Source organism: Paenibacillus sp. LRG-1 (assembly GCF_057220305.1).
Window position 1 is genome coordinate 1816474 of the sequence record NZ_CM170126.1, and the last position, 17248, is coordinate 1833721.

Below are 17248 nucleotides of genomic sequence, written 5' to 3' on the forward strand. Positions count from 1 at the left end.
TGTAAAATTTTAATGGAGTACACCGGAATTGTACATTTTTGCATGTGTACACGAATGAGGTCAGTATGTGAGCACCAGATATAGATAAGCAAAGCCAGGTTTACATATACAGAGAATAAAGGAGGTAGGGGGTGAAATCAAGTAGTTTAAATTTTAAATATGTTACAGTGGGAAAATATAACGAAGCAGTATCATCCATCCAGAAGAAAAGTAAAATCCCCCTTAACGAAAGGGGGATGGGGCATATCAAAAACATGATATATTATAGTAATCGCAATTAAAGTAAATTTTATTTGCGATCAAAAGGGGATTCGTTGTGGTCGAATAAGGTAGTCATGTTCGACTGCCCAACTCACAAGACCACTCCAAAAATCTTCACAGGCTGAAATGATCTTCGCTGGTTCAGCTAAATCTCCGGACATCACCAACTTAACTACATCATCAAATCCTTCTGGACGACTCGGCAGTTCCATGGCCTCCGGTAGAACCATTGAACCCGTTGAGAAAAGCTTCTGATTGTGCAACCCAACTAACATAGCCCCATATTGGGCAAACTGCATTACCAAGTACGGCAAGTAGGTATGAGGGCCATTTACACGGACATTTCTAAGCTTTCCTATAAACTCGTACATTTCACCTACAAGCACTTCGTTGATGGCATGCCTGAAATCTTCCTTTGTTGGGGATTCGGCCGCTTCCTTTAATATAGAAAAAAAGTTTTTAGGATCATACAGACGAAGTGGGGAAAAGAAGGGTCCATGTGTCAATGGCCAATCGCCCTCAACAGTAGAGGCAATTTTAAGAAGAATGTCTGAACTACAGACGTTCACCTCAGCTTTCCAGGGCCCCGCCGACCATTCATGGCTAAATTCTACGGGGCCGTTTGGTTCACTTAGTACACAAAACATTTCAATGTCCGAGAAAGGGCCGTCAGTACCTTTGGCAACAGATCCATAGATCCCTATAGCCAGAATTTTGTCTCTGTATACTTCATGTAACCTCGCAGCTATTTCGTGGCAAGTCTGAAGTCTCTCACTTCGAGAAATGTTGACAGGTCCATTCATGTCCATTAGTGATCTCCCTCTATTTCCTACGGTCTAAGTGACTTGTCCAATTTACGGATTTGCCATTCAGCGAGGGTTTAATTTCACTTGTGAGCCCTTGCCGCCCGTCTGGATTCCAGTTTCCTTCACTCCGGCTTCCTTCAGATCGACCAGTAGCCGCTCTAGTACCGCTTTAGCAACAGGTGCTTCTTTTGCTCCAGAAGCTTTAACGACCAACTGCACCGGTTTGCCGGAACGCAGATGTTTGTCTGCCTGACGCAGCTTCGTGTCGTAATCATGCTCCTCAATATGAGCAGTGAAGCGAAGCTCCTTGACCTTTTCTTTGCCGCTGTTTTTTGCGGTTCGGCCGACATTCGTTTTGCTTGCTGCGGCTTCTTTTTGCGCAATCGCTTTTCCTTTGCCCTTTGCGACCAAGCTACAGGGCGGTGGACTGCTCATCAGTGAGGTGCAGACCAGGTCCACCCCTTTGGATCGGGCCATAGCCAAGGCTTCTGACTTCGAGACAACGCCGAGCTTCTCCCCTGCGAGTCCAGTGAGTACCACTTCGTCAGCTTTAATTTGCTCGTTGATTAATACTGCCACGTAAATGTAGCCTCCCTTAAACAATGATAAAGCTATCATATACGGAACCCGTTTGCGATTCAATTTTAGATCTATCCGTATTGACAAAAGTCACTAAGCCCTATACTCTTTTACTGATAATGATTATCATTTTCCAATGCAATATACATACAGGGGTGATTGAGAGAAATGAAAAAGATGTTGAATAGCCTATTGTTATTTGTAGTATTTACTATTGTATTGGCGGGCTGCGGTGCAGCTGTGGATAGCTCGAAGACGGAAGGTACTGCTGGGTCTGAGCAGACATCTACTACGGCTGGTCCAGTTACGGTTAAGGACGACCACGGGGAAGTCAAGCTGGACAAGCCAGCGGAACGTGTCGTTGTACTCGAATGGACGTTTACCGAGGACCTCATTGCACTTGGCGTACAGCCTGTCGGCAATGCGGACAATGAAAACTACAAGCTGTGGGTAACACCGGAGGCAAAGCTGGCTGATACCGTAACTGATATCGGCACACGGGGCGAACCGAATCTAGAAGCGATTGCGGCGCTCAAGCCAGATCTTATTATCTCTAACGCCGATAACAATGCAGCGATCTATGCACAGCTTAAGGGGATTGCACCGACGATAGAATTCGATCCTTACAAGGGGAACGGCTATGATTACGACCGTATGGTCGAAATTTTCAAGCAAGTCGCTGTGGCTACCGGAAAAACGGAACAGGCTGATAAGGTCCTAAGCGAACTTGACCAGCACTATGTAGATGCAAAGGCTACATTGGAGAAGGCAGGCAAAGCAGACTTTCACTATGCGCTGACACAAGCCTTTACAGCTCAAAATGCTGCCAGTCTGCGAATGTTCAAAGAAAATTCGGTTGTAGTGGGAACGCTTGCGAAAATCGGCATGGTGAACGACTGGAAGTCGGACAAGACCGAGAAATACGGGTTTAGCACCGTTGGCATTGAAGCTCTTCCAGCTGTGCAGGACAGCAATTTTATCTATATTACGCAAAAGACGGACGATGTATTTGGAGCCGCGATGAAGAACAACTCGGTATGGAACGGACTGAACTTTGTCAAAGAAAAACGGACCTACCCACTGGACGGTACAACATGGACGTTCGGCGGCCCAATCTCATCCAAAGTGCTGGTTGATCAAGTAGTCGGAGCTCTGACGAAATGACCCGAACAGGCACAACGGGTTTATCGAAGACTTGGCGTGTAGGAAGCATTTTTGGGGGCGGATTGATCGTCCTCATCGTGCTTTTTTTTGTAAGCTTGTGTTATGGAGAGGCTTCAATCCCGCTGCATACAGTAATTGAGGCGTTGACCCAGCGTCAGAATACGCTCGATCATAACATGGTGTGGGATCTCCGAATGCCGCGTACGGTCATCGGAATCCTGGCTGGTGGTGCGTTGGCCATCGCCGGTGCTCTGCTCCAGGCCATCACCAAAAATCCGCTGGCGGCTTCTGATACACTAGGAATTAACGCCGGTGCCTACTTTGTGGTCGTCCTTGGCGCGGTGATGTTTCCCGGATTGCTGCATCAGGCGCCGTTTCTATTTGCCGCTGTTGGCGGCCTGCTTGCAGCGGTGCTGGCTTACTTCATGGGCGGGGGACGAGCTGGAAGTCCGATTCGGTTGGCGCTTGCCGGTTTGATTGTATCCATGGTTCTCGGTTCGTTTACCGGAGCTTTGCATATCTTTTATTCATTTGAAACGCAGGGACTGTTTCTCTGGGGTTCTGGCTCGCTTGTGCAAAACGATTGGAGCGGGACGACTTACGCCTGGCCATGGGTCGTAGGACTCTCGGTCATTGCCTTTCTGCTGTCAAGGCAGTTTGATGTTCTGGATCTGGATGAGTCCACATCCACGTCGCTCGGACAAAAGGTTAGCTTGACCCGGGCGGTGGGAATTGTATTGGCTGTACTGCTGTCGACCATTACAGTCAGCGTCATTGGACCCATTGGTTTTGTGGGTCTGGTAGCTCCGCATTTGGTTCGCTTAAGCGGTCTAAAAATGCATCGTTGGGTGCTGCCTGGTTCCTTCCTGTGGGGGGCATTGCTGTTGACGGGCGCTGACGTGCTGGCGAAAATGGTCCACCAATCAAGCATGGATCTGCCGACCGGAGCAATGATGGCCTTGATCGGTGCTCCTTGGTTAATTTGGTTGATTCTGTGGAAGATGAAGCTACCTTCTGGTATTAGTGGACAATCTTCAATGAACATAGGTGTGCGCTCTCGGAAATTACCGTATGGCAGGCTGGTCATGTTGCTTGGGTGCGGTGCCGTGCTGTTGACCGTATTCAGCCTGATGTTTGGAGGAATGCGAATTCCGGTCGGCGATTTGCTGTCCGGCCTGTTCGGCGGTGAGAACGCAAATTCGGCCTTGCTGCAGTTTAGAATTCCGCGCACGCTGGTGGCAGCCGGGGCTGGTATCGCGCTTGCGGTCAGCGGTGTCTTGATCCAATTAGCCGTTCGTAATCCCTTAGCGGATGCCTCGATCATTGGTGTTTCTTCAGGGGCTGGTTTCGGCGCGCTTGCAGTAATTATCGTTTGGCCTGGGCTGCCTGTTTATATGCTGCCCATCGCGGCGATTGCCGGAGCGACGGTGTCGGCGGCGGTGATCTTCTTTTTATCATGGAACAAGCACCTAAACCCGTCTGTGGTCATCCTACTTGGGATTGCCGTATCAGCGATCGGAGCAGCTGGCATTCAGATACTGATTATCCAAGGTTCGCTTTGGGGCAGCACAGGCTATATTTGGCTGACGGGTAGTACCTACGCTCGAAACTGGGGGCAGGTGGCGACGATTCTGGCTTTTCTGCTCGTGTTGTTGCCAATAGCCTGGTGGCTAGCTCGCCGCTTCGATCTTTTGGTATTTGACGATAGCAGCGCCATGGGACTGGGACTTCCGGTGCGCCGCACCCGGCTACTGGCCATGGCAGTGGGTGTACTGCTGGCGGGCGGAGCGGTGGCCTGTGTGGGTACAGTTGGCTTCATCGGGCTGATTGCCCCGCATATCGTGCGTACGTTGATTGGGCACCATGTACGCCGCTCCATTGTTCTGTCGAGCATCTTGGGAGCGGTGATGCTGGTGCTGGCTGATACGATTGGCCGGACAGTGCTTGCGCCGACCGAAATTCCTTCCGGATTGCTGATCGCACTGATCGGTGCACCGTATTTCCTGTACTTGATGTATCGCTCCAATAAGAGTAAGTCAGTGTAGTTGAATATGTACACAAACAGGCTGTTTCCCAGCGGATTTCTGTGGGGAAGCAGCCTTTATTATTAATTCTCCTACGTAGTCATTGGGCTTTATATTTACAAATCTAATAAAATAGATATAATATTTTATATGGAACCGTCATTGATTTATAAAGCATTGTCAAACGAAACTCGTCGTCTAATTATGCTGTGGTTAAAAAAACCAGAAGAGTTTTTTGATGAACAGGCTTATCTAAAGCAAGGGCTTAATTTTCAAATTGGTGTATGTGTGGGAGATATACAGGCTAAAGCGGGACTTGCGCAGTCTGTGATTTCAAGTTATTTATTAACGATGCAAAAATCCGGTTTGTTAGAGTCTGAGCGTATTGGGAAGTGGACGTACTATCGTCGGAATGAAAAAACAATCCGGGAATTTGCCGAGTACGTTCAAAAGGAACTATAAACTGAAAGGAGGTTTTTTTTCACATAACATATCTACAAATCTATATATATAATTAAATTGGAGGCTTATACTTAAAATGAAAAAGGTTAACCCGTTACTTATTATCATTCTGGCTTTAGGCGTATTCGGCATTATTACAACGGAAATGGGGATTATAGGTGTTCTCCCCCAAGTAACTCAAAAATTCAATGTATCAGCTGCCCAGGCTGGTTGGCTCGTCAGTATTTTTTCTTTAGTTGTTGCCATTTCAGGTCCGTTCTTGACCTTACTCGTTTCCGGCATGAATCGTAAAGTCATTCTATTAACCGCTGTATTCAGTTTTGTCATTTCCAATATTGTCTATGCCTATACCACTCATTTTGAGGTCATGCTCATTTTTCGTGTTCTTCCTGCTATTTTTCATCCTGTCTTTTTTTCGGTCGCTCTCGTGACTGCATCTCATCTTGTCCCCCCTGAAAAGAGTAGTAAAGCCGTCACCAAGGTTTTCGCTGGAATTACAGTAGGATTTGCTTTTGGCGTGCCTTTGACTTCCTATCTTGCTGATAAGATATCGTTAGAAGCTGCTTTCTTATTTGGTGCTGTCGTAAGCATGATTGCATTTGTAGGAATACTCGTATGGCTTCCTTCCCTGCCAGTTCAGGAAAAGATGTCTTATGGCAAACAGCTTGGTATATTACGTAAACCTCAATTGTGGTTCAACATTGTGACTGTTATTTTTATCTTTGCAGCTATGTTTTCGGTGTATAGCTACTTTGCCGAATATCTTGGAGAAGTAACTCTTATGAACGGGTCATGGATCAGTATGATGTTGATGGTCTTTGGAATCGTCATGATTTTTGGAAACTTTTTATTTGGAGGATTATTACATAAAAATCTGACTAAGACCGTCATCATGTTCCCATTGCTATATATGGTCATTTACGTATTCACTTATGCTCTGGGGGCTTCTTTCCTACCGATGATTGTGGTTGTGCTCATTTGGGGGGCCGTGCATTCCGGGGGGCTAATTATTAGTCAAACATGGTTAACCACTGAAGCGAAAGAAGCTCCAGAGTTTGGAAACAGCCTGTTTGTCTCATTTTCTAATCTAGGTATTACGATGGGAGCTGCTATAGGCGGCTGGTTTATCTCTCACTTGGGAATACACCAGCTCATCTGGAGCGGAATGATGTTTGCGCTGCTAGCGTTTTTATCTATGATTATAAAAATAAAATTGTTCAATTCGAATGCAACGGAAGCCAGCGTGCGTTAAAATATGGATAGACATTAGAAGAGTACTCTACATTATGTATTGGGAGGAATAGATGAATATTCGAATGTATCATGATCTGGAGGCTCAATTGGAAGAGGAAATTTGGGCTCTTGGTGAGGAAGCAGCTCATATGCTCCCATTAGATAGCAACTTAGCTGAGGAAAAAGCACAGAGGGCCTGGGATCTAATACCCGAACCTAAGCATACATGGGGCATTACAGGTGTAACCCTACATCAATACGTTCAAATTCTTAATTATAACGGGCATACTCAGCGATCAGTAGAGCTTTTAAATGGGGAGATTATAGATTTGGAAGGTTCAGGGTACCGGATTATACATGCTGAACCTTATATCCAGATGGCGGAAACACTTCTTCATCAGAGCAAGCTTGTATTAGCTCATGAATATCTCCAGAAGGCATACTCGATTGGGAGTGCAAGAGCATTTCGGGACCAGCCCAAGCTTTATCTCAAAATGGCGAAAAGTAAAGCACTGGATGAACAGGATATACTACTTCAATTTGCAGCGTTAGATGTGAATGCCAAACTTCTAAGCGATTTAAAGGATAATCAATAACCAATGAAATGGCCTCATACAGTCTGAGATAAAATGCTGATCTGGATACGACGGAAAATGGGTTTCAATATTATTTATGGGGAGGACCAATGCATTGAAATTAAAAGAAGTGCTTTTAGGCACCCACAGTTTCGAAGCGATAAAAGCTTTTTACGGCTCTCTCTTGGATTTGCAGGTTGTGGAGGAAAACCCTTCGCGGTTGTCTTTTCAAGTAGGGGAATCGGTTCTTGCTTTTCAGGAATCCTCCCACATGGAAAATGAATTTTATCATATTGCGGTTACGATTCCAACGAATAAATTCATAGAAGCAAAACAGTGGATAATCGACCGTGGGATTTCATTGATCTCAAGACCCCAAGAAGATGAGTTTTTTTTCGAAAACTGGAATGCAACAGCGCTTTACTTCTATGATCCGGATCATAACCTTGTCGAGTTCATCGCTCACCATACACTCAACAACGCAGTCACTGAAGCTTTCGGGCCCCACTCTCTACTTCGTATAAGCGAGATCGGTCTTCCTGTCGACGATGTCTCCGAAGTATCAAGGATAATCACCGAAACGTTCCAACTTGATTCATGGGGAGGGGCTGGACAGAAATTCGCGCCGCTAGGGGATGTAGAAGGATCATTTATAGTCATAGACAAGCAACGGCCTTGGTTTCCTGATGATAGGCTTCCGGCCGTATTTAACACCAGAGTCTTGTTTGAAGCTCCATGCTCTGCCAGTCTTTCGCTTCACAATGGTTTGTATGAATTGAGATCAAACTGATTTAGGGCTTCCCCGGATTTCTGGAATAAAGCTTACGATGGGGGGAATCCAGGGGCGATAATACATTCAGGAGAGAATATATGAATATTAGACTACTTCATTCAAATGAAAAATATCCAATAGAGCTCTTGTTACTAGCTGATCCTTCGCACCAACTTGTTGAGGAATACTTAAAAAGAGGGCAGTGTTTTGTAGCAGAGATTGACCATCATATTGTTGGAGTCTATGTTCTTTTACCTACAAGACCTGAAACAGTTGAGTTAGTGAATATAGCAGTATCAGAAGGTATGCATGGTAAAGGAATAGGCAGACAATTAGTAACACATGCAATTGAAACAGCTAGGGCACAAGGTTATAAAACGATGGAAATGGGCACAGGAAACTCTAGCATTGGGCAGTTAGCTCTCTACCAAAAATGTGGGTTCAGAATTGTTGGTGTAGATCTAGATTTCTTTGTCAGACATAACTATCTAGAAGAAATTTATGAGAATGGCATACAGTGTAGAGATATGATTCGTATGTCTCAGGATTTATAGAGCTTAATTTCTTTGCAAACCCTTCAAAGGTATCTTAAGTAAGGTTCTGAAAGGTATATGATATTGTGCCAAAAGATGGTACAATAAATTGCGGAAAGGCTATACAATCATTGGATTGCAATAGTCCTCTTTTTAATGAGTTGATATCCTAACAAGTTCCTGATAAGGGGTGGTTACTTTTGTACAACACAACCACGATACTCACAGAGATAACAAAACATATGAAAGATAAAGATTTAATCCTTAGTGATCTTGCCAGAGAGGCAGAAATGAATCCGGGAACCATGAGCAGTATTATTAATGGGAACCGCACTCTTTCAGTGGATCAGCTAGACCGAATTACAAAAGCAATGGGGCATCCCGTTGGCTATTACTACGAACGGTATGTGTCTGAGTATTTAACAGAGGCTAATCCGAATTGGCGTCGAATGAGTCCTTTCATACATAATTGTGCAAAATTGAATAAGCTGGACTGTATTCATGAAGTTGTTAATTTATTGATGGATAAGTTAGGCTATTCAGAATCCTTATTTGAGCTTGCTGAAGAATTATTTCATGAAAAGATGTACCAAGCGGCAGCCATACTTTATGAAAATGTAGCTGTAAGTGAGAAAAAACAATACTCAGAACGTCTGGCTATGTGTCAGTACCGCTTGTTCCATACGAGGCAAGGAGACAATCAAGAGAAAAACTATGAAGCGGCAGTTCAATTTGAAATATATGTTGAACGACTAGATGAGATAGATCAGTTAGAAGCGTTAAAAGATTTGGCGAATACATACCGTTCGTTACGTAAATGGGACAAAGTAGAATTGTTCGCTAAAGCTTTGGGAGACAAAGCTAAAATTCAATACAAATTGGAACAACAGCGGCATCATGTGAAAAAAGAAAATTCAAAGAAACCAAGTTTTCCTCTGTTTGCTTATTGGGCATTTTCTCATTTACTTCGTGCAGAAGTTTGTGAGGCTCATAAAGATTATGAGAAGGCACTTCAGCATACGTACAAATATGGTGACTTAAGTTGGGTGAAAGATTCAGATGAAACTACTTTGAAGTGGAAAAGGCAATATGAAGAATGGTCTAAAGCCAATACTTATGTAAATAAACTTCATGCTGGTGAAATTGGTGTTTTGGCTGATTATGTAACATTTTTTTCTTCAAGGAAAGAAGAGTTACTTTCCGGATTAGATAACATACTTGAAGCTGCTAATCGATATCATTTAAATGTTGATAATATACTAAATCAATTTCAAACAGAAATTTTAGTTTTGCTGGATAAACCTGAGTGTGTAGGTACGTACAACCAACAATTAGTTATAGAACGTTATGTTCATTTCACACATGAATTAGCGGTTTACTACTTTAACAAAAATAATTTTGTGGATGGATTTACTTTTTTGTTAAATTGTTTGGGAAAATCTACATTAATCAATAATAAGTCGTATATAATTAAGTGTGTAAAGCTATATGAGTTCTATCAGGAATGTGCAGCATCTGAGACGAAGACAGCATATAGAAATTTAATTAATGAGGTGGATAATGATGAAACGTAAAGTAATTCTATCTTTTTTAGTTACCAGTTTTATACTAGTAGTAGTAGCGGTTCCCCTTCTTCAGCACCAAGACAAAGGGTCTACTTATGAGCCTACAGGGCAACATGGAGGAATGTGAGAATAAAATGTCGCAAGTTCATGATTACAGTAGAGCATAGAAAATCAACTATTATCAAGTAGTTAGGTGGGATTATCCGTCTAGCTCTTTTTATATGACTTATTTTAATATTATTTTACTATACATGAATAAGCCCTAAATATTTTATGGCTCCACGGATGTCCACAGTACTGCAATTGCTGCATAAAAATATCTGGATAAATAAAGCTTTCATAGCTGTTTTCAATTTACTGATATGTACTGGTTCATTTTATTAAAATCTCATAACTGACTGAAATGAACAGACTCTAAATTCATATGTGTACACTCGTACACTGTTGCAGCCTAGATAATATGTCTAGGTTTCTTTGTTTTTAATATCCATATATTATTATTTAGATAAAATGAGGGGGGGGATTTACACCCAAAACATCTCTTTAATTTCTACAATTTCCTCCAGCACATCTATCTACACCGTATAGTTATTTAATGGACGCTGATTTCTGCTTCTAAATACCCCGGAGGTGGTTAAAATCAAATTACCATTCAATTTCCACAAATATGGGCATAGCACTTCCACTCCCTGACTCAGCCTATTTTTCGACTTGATACCATACGCAAATTGTAGACGGTAGTTGGTCAGCTTTACATATCAATTTTAAGACCAATCTACAGATAAATTATAATGGAATTTGAACACATCTACTCAATCTGATAAATTTGTATTGCTTGATTTGTCCTCTGATATTCCACTTTATCATGAAATCATTGTAAACTATCCAAAAAGGTATCTTGAGTAAATATCTGAAATATATATGATTTTATTCTAAAAAACGGTATAATCATGAGTGATCAAATAAATTAATTTTATAACTCGTTTCTCAATTACATAGTTTTTTATCTATGCATCATATGAAAAGTTTATGATGAAGGGTGGTTTATCTATGGAGATCACACCTACGATTAGAGCAGAAGTTCAAACCTATCTGATACGGAAAAGCTTAACCATGACCGAGTTTGGACACATCATTGATTTGAATGTAGGTACGGTTAGCAGTATTGTTACTGGAAATCGTATTTTATCCGTTAACCAATTGGATCGCATTACTGCCGGGATGGAATTACCACCAGACTATTTTTATGAACGTTACATTGAAGAGTGTATCATAGAAGAAACGCTCAACTGGCGAAGAATTAGCCCTTTTTTGTACCGATGTGTGGAGCTTGATCGACTCGATTGCTTGCAACGAGTTGTATTTTTGTTGCTGGATAATCCAATCTATCCTCCGTTACTCTTTGAAGTAGCCGAGAATATTTACAGAGATGGTCACAATGAAGCAGCGGCGTTTCTTTATGAAAATGTGGCCGAGAGTGAAAGGCAGCAACATTCAGAGCGATTGGCGGTTTGCCATTATCGATTGTTTACGATTCGTGTTGGAGACGATCAAGAGAAGAACTATGATGCAGCGGTTCAGTTCGAGCCTTACGTTGAAAGATTAGATGAAATAGATCAGCTTGATGCACTAAGAGCGTTGGTGAATACATATCGTTCTCTACGAAAATGGGTTAAATTGGATTATTTTGCTAAATCGCTGGGAAATAAAGCGAAAATACAATACAAAATTGATCAACAGCATTCTGAAAATAGTGAACATACAAAGAAGCCGCTATACCCTTCATTTGTCTACTGGGCATTTTCGCATTTAATACGTGCTGAAGTTTGTGATGCTAATAAAGATTATGAGACAGCACTCCAACATATCCAGAGATATGCCGATTTAAGCTGGGTAGAAGAGAAAGATGAAACGACCCTAGAATGGAAAAATCAATTTAAAGAATGGGCAAGCGCTAATATTTATGTGAATAGGCTTATGTCAGGCGACTTAAGTGTAATCCCTGATTATGTTGCTTATTTTTCTTCAAAGAAAGATGAAATACTCCCCGCAATAGATAATATAATTGAGGTGGCTAATCGATATAATATAAATGTAGATCACATCCTTGAATTGTTTGAAGCAGAAATTCAGTCTTTTTTGAATGAACAAAATCAGGTAGGCGTATATACTCAACAAATTAGTTCAGAACGTTTTACTCATTTTTCAAGGGAATTGGCGATCTATCTTTTGCGTAAGGGGAGATTTTCAGACGGCTTCACATTTTTGTTCAGCTGTTTGGAAAAGTCTGCTGAAGCTAATAATAGAATACAAGCAATCAGATGTATGAGGTTGTTTACACATTTTAAAGAACATGCATCTGCTCACACGAGGGCAGTCTACGGGAACCTGATTAAAGCGGTTAACGAAGATGAAGAGTAAGCTGACCCCACCCTTCCAGGCCAGTTTTATGTAGTAGCAGTGGTAGCTCCTCTTATTGAGCATTAAGAGAATGGCTTCAATTATGAACTAACCGGTCACCACGGGGGAATCTGAGAATAAAATGCTCTCAAGTTCAAGATCACAGTAGACCCTGAGAATACAACTATTCTCAAAAAGGTTAGATGGGATTATCCGTATAGCTTCTTAATATGGAAAAGATTTTTAAATGTATTGAACTTATTTTCATTTCAAAAAGTTTTACACAGGTGGATGGAGATAAAGTCGTACTGGGCATCCAGGAAATGGTATCCCAGTCTAATCAACAGCTTCCAAAGGTGAATATTAAAATAGAATACTGATATGTTCGAAGAAACAACAAATGGAATTATTCATTACAGTAAGATGACGCACATGCGCCCTAACCAAGGAGGAATATATGGGATATGATTCTTTGATTAAAGCCATTATTTCAGTACCGAAAAAAGAATTAACTATTCAGTGGGGAAGTGGATTAAAGATTATTGGTACTAGGGATACCATTTATGAAATGAACAATGGTTTAGATGAAGATGATAATGGGTTCATTGAATATGATGCTGCGATTATTGAAGTCAAAAAGATAGTATCTAAGCCGATTAACGACGAAGGAAGTATATATAATTGGTTACAAAAAGGAAAGAGCCCCTTTATTAAAATTTCCCTCTATAACGAACCCCCCAGCATGATAACATCTACTGATGGATCTATTATTTGGAAATATGAATAAAGAGATTTGAAAAAGTACAATTTGAGCTGGTTCCATAACAATAAAAACGGGAGGGGACCTTTATCTGTAAAATGCTTATTCGATCATTGAAAGAATATACAATGTGGAAAGTAGTATTTAAATAACAAGACATATTGCCTATTCCCTTCATTTCCCTTATGATAATTGCACTATTACCAAAGAAGGAGATACATATGAAGAAAGCTATTCTACTACTATTAATGTTTGCTATCTTAATTCCATCACAAGTATTGGCAGCAACATCTACAAAAGCAATGTCAACAAGTGAAATCGAAAAAATATACTTTGAGAATTACAAAGATCGTGTGAAGGAAATTAAAATTGCACAAAAAAAACTTAATGCTGTTCTGGGGGCAGAAGTTCGTGAGCTAACTCAGAGATTAAGTCAAGCATCAGCGCGCTATAAAAACGAAGTGAAAAATAAATCAAGTAAAGCGGTAATAGCTCAAGCCAAGGCTGATTGTAATAAATTAAAGAAGCAGCTCGGCGTGGCTAAGGTGGAACTAAATAAAACAGTTAAAAATTACAAAAAAGAAAGCGAACAAGCATTAAAGGATATTGCAAAGCAGAAAGCAGAGCTTATAAAATTCATTAAGAATCACACAGCAGGAAAAGATAAACTTACGGAGTCTCAATTTAGCAAACAAGTTAATGGAGATATTATGTCGATTGACGGCTCATTTACTGGCATTTTAAAAATGTTGACGGAAGCTGAATAATGGTGAGTAAAGGCAGCAGGTATCACCTGTTGTCTTTTTAATTTAGGCTTAGAATGGAAAGGTATTGTTGGTCGACTTTGGATTGCTGTGAAATGGGGACAAAGAGGATATATGGATATGGATGAAATAAATTTGTTCGTTTTTATATAATGAAGTACGATTAGCGAGGAGAAAAATTTATGAATCGTAAGTTTTTTATCATGGCTTTGATAAGGGGTATTTTCGGGTATTTCCCTTGTGGGCTGGGAGTTGCAGTATTATTGGAGGCTTATAGCAGATATAGTCTAAGAGGTTTTTTAATTGGAGCTACATTTTTCCTTATCGGGGGATTGGTGCTTTATTTCACAAGAAGCTATGAATCATCAGATTGGTTACTATAGATAAAACAAATATTTCATTACAAGGAGTATATGATGTTATCACCAAAACAAGAAGAGAGCCTTAGTAAATTTATGAGTAAAATTCTTAGGCATACACCAGAACAGTTTGGAATTAAGTTGGATCATGAAGGTTATTGTCACGTGCATGACTTAATTTCAGCAATTAAGTCAGAGAATAGATGGTCGGATATAGGAGAAGCAGGAATTGATCAAGTCGTAACTAATTGTCCAAAGAAGCGATACCACATGGTAAATGGATACATATGAGCTAACTACGGGCATAGTACAGGAAGATTAGATTACAAAGAATTCACTCCACCAACTTCTCTTTATCACGGAACAAATAGCAAAGTAGTTGATAAAATTATTACCGAGGGAATTAAACCCATGGGGAGAAAGTATGTTCATCTATCTGAGACACTTGAATTTGCAACATTGGCAGGTAAGAGACGTGGTGAATTAGTCATTCTTGAAATCGATACAGTAAAATCAATGGCTAACAATGTGAAGTTCTATATCGCTAACAATGGTGTTTGGCTTGCGGATTTTGTGCCCCCACAATATTTTAAAAAAATTTAACACTGATATTTTCGTTTATATTAAAAAGAGGGTTTATACAATACTTTTGACATAGTAAATCCGTTTATATCAGTCCATTTGTCACATAATATAAAAGGAAATTTCAGGATAACAGGTGGATATCCCTAAACATCTCCTTCTGATAAGATTATTTCCATCTAAATTAAAATGGACGTGATCAATTGGGGAGAATATTGGTTCCACCTGACAAGCTAATGGAAGTGGCTGACCAGTTCTTGCATGGTAAACACGAAATGGAACGTATGTTGAATTTACTGAATGGAAGAATTGATTTTGTCCAACAAGGTTGGTCTGGTGCTACCCGAGAGAGGTTTTTCCAAGATTTTCAGGTCTCTAGACAATCCATGGGCGTGACGCTTGAACGACTTTCTACGGTTGCACAAGAACTCATTTTTATTTCAAAAAACTTCACACAGGTAGATGGAGAAAAAGTCGTACTGGATGTGCCAGGGAATGGTGTGCCTGTTAAAACGGCATCAAGCGGTGAAGGTTGGTTACATAAAATCTTTGAACAGATCGGTAAAGCTGAGATCACCAAGGCTGAAGCTCAGATGGAAGCTAGTAAGCTTCAAGGGGAAATTTTGTGGGATACTGCTCAGGGAGCGAAAGGTGCTATTCAGGAAGATTTAACCTTGGGGATGCTTCCTGACAAAGACCGTGACTATGATCATCCTATGGCTGCTAAAGTAGGTGAAACTCTCGGTCACGTAGCTACGACATTGCAGGGAGCTGGTGAGGTAATCGTTGGAACAGGTGGATAAGGATTATCAGTTGCTGTTTCATCCACAGGAGTTGGTAGTATTATCGGAATACCTGGATTGATTGGCTCAGCAGCTTTAGCGGCACATGGAGGTACAACCGCAGTTAAAGGCGCAAGCGGAATAGGGAAGAGCTCAGCGGAATTGTGGCAGATGATGAAGGGAGAAGGTGTACCTTCTTATGGGAAAAAATCTGTTCCAGCAGGTCCTTATCGTGAAGTTGACAGTTACCCTGTAAAAGTAAAACACGGAGATCAGGAGAAGCATATTGTTGGGACGCCCAACTACAAACAAGACTTAGCCAATGGTAAGAACAAGAGTATTTTCTATGGTGATAACAAAACCGCACAAGAATTACTTGATAGTTATTCTGGAAAAGGTGCTATGTTTAAAGCAGGGCGAGAAAGGATTGATTTCGGAAAACCTATCGGGAAATATTATAATAGAGATACTGGTATGTTCGAAGAAACAACAAAAGGAATTATTCATTACAGTAAAGATGGCGCACATATTGTACCAGCAGCGCCTTAAACCAAGGAGGAATATATGGGATATGATTCTTTGATTAAAGCCATTCTTTCAGTACCGAAAGAAGAATTAACTATTCAGTGGGGAAGTGGATTAAAGATTATTGGTACTAGGGACACCATTTATGAAACAAACAATGGTTTAGATGAAGATGATAATGAATTCATTGAATATGATGCTGCGGTTATTGAAGTTAAAAAGATAGTATCTAAGCCGATTAACGACGAAGGAAGTATATATAATTGGTTACAAAAAGGAAAGAGCCCCTTTATTGAAATTTCTCTCCATAACGATCCTCCCAGCATGATAACATCTACTGATGGATCTATTATTTGGAAATATGAATAACTCTGGAAATCCTCAATTGTGTATTTTTCACTCAATCGAGGCTAGATGGGATTATCCATCTAGCCTTTTTGGTTTGTATGGGTACCACATAAATTGTAAGCACGACAGAGCATATAGTCCCCTATGGTCTAACATTCGTTATAAAGTAGTAGGATGCCATTACACCTAAGAAAATTAAAACAATAGACTACACGAATCATGGAAATTCAAAGCAGCATCCAGAGTGGCCTCATGAACATGTTTTTGAATGGAAAGAAGATGGGGCATTTAAAAGAGTTAACAAGAAGTAGGAGGGACTTTTTTGGAATACAATGAATTGGTGGAACGTTTTGAAATGGGGGAAGAGTTTCAGTTCTCCTATAAAAATGATAGCTATTGGATTAGCCAGAATGAAGAAGGGTACTTTCTTACTCGTGAAAGAGACAGTTTTTCGCAGTCGTTTGAATCAGCAAGAGAGTTGTTTATTCTTGGGAAGATTGATGATAAGACTATTTTAGAGTTGTGGGATAACATAGACATTTGAAAAAGTACTATTTGAGCCTACTCCTTAATAATAAAAACGGGAGTGGGCCTTTTACATAGTTAGTCAATCTGAATAAAGGAGGATGACATTTACAAACACCTTGCTTCAAACGAAGGTGCGTCAAATTCAAATTACCATGCTCCAATATCAACATTACAAGTTGTTGAGCTAGGATAAGGGAATCAAGCAGATGAACAAAATGCCCATCTA

Annotated in this window: 16 protein-coding genes and 2 pseudogenes; 16 read left to right on the forward strand and 2 right to left on the reverse strand. The window is 40.8% G+C overall.

What is annotated here, in order from left to right; translation table 11 throughout:
• Nucleotides 1–299: 299 nt before the first annotated feature.
• Together ACUUJN_RS08080 and infC are read right to left on the reverse strand one after the other, a co-directional pair.
• Nucleotides 300–1070: an ANT(4')-I family aminoglycoside nucleotidyltransferase gene (locus tag ACUUJN_RS08080; RefSeq protein ID WP_484669488.1), complete on the reverse strand. Its 771-nt coding sequence runs from the start codon at nt 1068–1070 to the stop codon at nt 300–302.
• Between the two features lie 60 nt (nt 1071–1130).
• Nucleotides 1131–1646, reverse strand: a complete 516-nt coding sequence (infC, locus tag ACUUJN_RS08085; protein ID WP_053325060.1) for a translation initiation factor IF-3 — start codon at nt 1644–1646, stop codon at nt 1131–1133.
• Between the two features lie 168 nt (nt 1647–1814).
• On the opposite strand from infC, the gene ACUUJN_RS08090 reads away from it, so the two are divergent.
• The 16 genes and pseudogenes from ACUUJN_RS08090 (at nt 1815) to ACUUJN_RS08165 (ending at nt 17038) form a co-directional block, all read left to right on the forward strand.
• The gene (locus ACUUJN_RS08090; RefSeq protein WP_484669489.1) at nt 1815–2810 is read left to right on the forward strand and encodes an ABC transporter substrate-binding protein; all 996 of its coding nucleotides are present in this window, start codon (nt 1815–1817) and stop codon (nt 2808–2810) included.
• Complete coding sequence (locus ACUUJN_RS08095; RefSeq protein ID WP_484669490.1) at nt 2807–4855, forward strand: iron ABC transporter permease; 2049 nt, start codon at nt 2807–2809, stop codon at nt 4853–4855. The genes ACUUJN_RS08090 and ACUUJN_RS08095 overlap by 4 nt, the downstream gene beginning before the upstream one ends.
• Nucleotides 4856–4984: 129 nt before the next feature.
• Complete coding sequence (locus ACUUJN_RS08100; protein ID WP_023987858.1) at nt 4985–5296, forward strand: ArsR/SmtB family transcription factor; 312 nt, start codon at nt 4985–4987, stop codon at nt 5294–5296.
• A 76-nt stretch (nt 5297–5372) separates the two neighbouring features.
• Nucleotides 5373–6548: an MFS transporter gene (locus tag ACUUJN_RS08105; protein ID WP_053325062.1), complete on the forward strand. Its 1176-nt coding sequence runs from the start codon at nt 5373–5375 to the stop codon at nt 6546–6548.
• Nucleotides 6549–6600: 52 nt separating this feature from the next.
• Nucleotides 6601–7125 carry a hypothetical protein gene (locus ACUUJN_RS08110; protein WP_484669491.1) on the forward strand — a complete coding sequence of 175 codons (525 nt, stop codon included), beginning with the start codon at nt 6601–6603 and terminating at the stop codon, nt 7123–7125.
• A 94-nt stretch (nt 7126–7219) separates the two neighbouring features.
• Entirely contained in the window at nt 7220–7894 is a 675-nt protein-coding gene (locus tag ACUUJN_RS08115) for a VOC family protein (protein WP_053325064.1), read from the forward strand.
• An 80-nt stretch (nt 7895–7974) separates the two neighbouring features.
• Entirely contained in the window at nt 7975–8430 is a 456-nt protein-coding gene (locus ACUUJN_RS08120) for a GNAT family N-acetyltransferase (RefSeq protein WP_023987862.1), read from the forward strand.
• Nucleotides 8431–8651: 221 nt separating this feature from the next.
• Nucleotides 8652–9983 (forward strand): helix-turn-helix domain-containing protein, encoded by a 1332-nt coding sequence (locus ACUUJN_RS08125; RefSeq protein ID WP_445165026.1) that lies wholly within the window; start codon nt 8652–8654, stop codon nt 9981–9983.
• Nucleotides 9984–11024: 1041 nt separating this feature from the next.
• Nucleotides 11025–12395, forward strand: a complete 1371-nt coding sequence (locus tag ACUUJN_RS08130; RefSeq protein ID WP_484669492.1) for a transcriptional regulator — start codon at nt 11025–11027, stop codon at nt 12393–12395.
• A 436-nt stretch (nt 12396–12831) separates the two neighbouring features.
• Complete coding sequence (locus ACUUJN_RS08135; RefSeq protein ID WP_484669493.1) at nt 12832–13161, forward strand: hypothetical protein; 330 nt, start codon at nt 12832–12834, stop codon at nt 13159–13161.
• Nucleotides 13162–13355: 194 nt separating this feature from the next.
• Nucleotides 13356–13901: a hypothetical protein gene (locus tag ACUUJN_RS08140; protein ID WP_484669494.1), complete on the forward strand. Its 546-nt coding sequence runs from the start codon at nt 13356–13358 to the stop codon at nt 13899–13901.
• 179 nt (nt 13902–14080) lie between these two features.
• The gene (locus tag ACUUJN_RS08145; protein WP_023987867.1) at nt 14081–14281 is read left to right on the forward strand and encodes a hypothetical protein; all 201 of its coding nucleotides are present in this window, start codon (nt 14081–14083) and stop codon (nt 14279–14281) included.
• A gap of 33 nt (nt 14282–14314) precedes the next feature.
• A pseudogene (locus ACUUJN_RS08150) lies at nt 14315–14860 on the forward strand (RNA 2'-phosphotransferase).
• Nucleotides 14861–15042: 182 nt separating this feature from the next.
• A pseudogene (locus ACUUJN_RS08155) lies at nt 15043–16170 on the forward strand (polymorphic toxin type 50 domain-containing protein).
• A gap of 15 nt (nt 16171–16185) precedes the next feature.
• On the forward strand, nt 16186–16515 hold the full coding sequence (locus ACUUJN_RS08160) for a hypothetical protein (RefSeq protein ID WP_013309519.1): 330 nt from the start codon (nt 16186–16188) through the stop codon (nt 16513–16515).
• Nucleotides 16516–16816: 301 nt separating this feature from the next.
• A complete protein-coding gene (locus ACUUJN_RS08165) occupies nt 16817–17038 on the forward strand; it encodes a hypothetical protein (RefSeq protein WP_104495212.1) in 222 nt (73 codons plus the stop codon).
• Nucleotides 17039–17248 lie beyond the last annotated feature (210 nt).

What these genes read in the sequence shown, in the direction of transcription:
- ACUUJN_RS08120 (WP_023987862.1), top strand. Translation starts at nt 7,975, where the DNA reads ATGAATATTAGACTACTTCATTCAAATGAAAAATATCCAATAGAGCTC.
- ACUUJN_RS08090 (WP_484669489.1), top strand. Translation starts at nt 1,815, where the DNA reads ATGAAAAAGATGTTGAATAGCCTATTGTTATTTGTAGTATTTACTATT.
- ACUUJN_RS08100 (WP_023987858.1), top strand. Translation starts at nt 4,985, where the DNA reads ATGGAACCGTCATTGATTTATAAAGCATTGTCAAACGAAACTCGTCGT.
- ACUUJN_RS08095 (WP_484669490.1), top strand. Translation starts at nt 2,807, where the DNA reads ATGACCCGAACAGGCACAACGGGTTTATCGAAGACTTGGCGTGTAGGA.
- ACUUJN_RS08125 (WP_445165026.1), top strand. Translation starts at nt 8,652, where the DNA reads ATGAAAGATAAAGATTTAATCCTTAGTGATCTTGCCAGAGAGGCAGAA.
- ACUUJN_RS08145 (WP_023987867.1), top strand. Translation starts at nt 14,081, where the DNA reads ATGAATCGTAAGTTTTTTATCATGGCTTTGATAAGGGGTATTTTCGGG.
- ACUUJN_RS08140 (WP_484669494.1), top strand. Translation starts at nt 13,356, where the DNA reads ATGAAGAAAGCTATTCTACTACTATTAATGTTTGCTATCTTAATTCCA.
- ACUUJN_RS08110 (WP_484669491.1), top strand. Translation starts at nt 6,601, where the DNA reads ATGAATATTCGAATGTATCATGATCTGGAGGCTCAATTGGAAGAGGAA.
- ACUUJN_RS08160 (WP_013309519.1), top strand. Translation starts at nt 16,186, where the DNA reads ATGGGATATGATTCTTTGATTAAAGCCATTCTTTCAGTACCGAAAGAA.
- ACUUJN_RS08105 (WP_053325062.1), top strand. Translation starts at nt 5,373, where the DNA reads ATGAAAAAGGTTAACCCGTTACTTATTATCATTCTGGCTTTAGGCGTA.
- ACUUJN_RS08080 (WP_484669488.1), bottom strand. Translation starts at nt 1,070, where the DNA reads ATGGACATGAATGGACCTGTCAACATTTCTCGAAGTGAGAGACTTCAG.
- ACUUJN_RS08130 (WP_484669492.1), top strand. Translation starts at nt 11,025, where the DNA reads ATGGAGATCACACCTACGATTAGAGCAGAAGTTCAAACCTATCTGATA.
- ACUUJN_RS08135 (WP_484669493.1), top strand. Translation starts at nt 12,832, where the DNA reads ATGGGATATGATTCTTTGATTAAAGCCATTATTTCAGTACCGAAAAAA.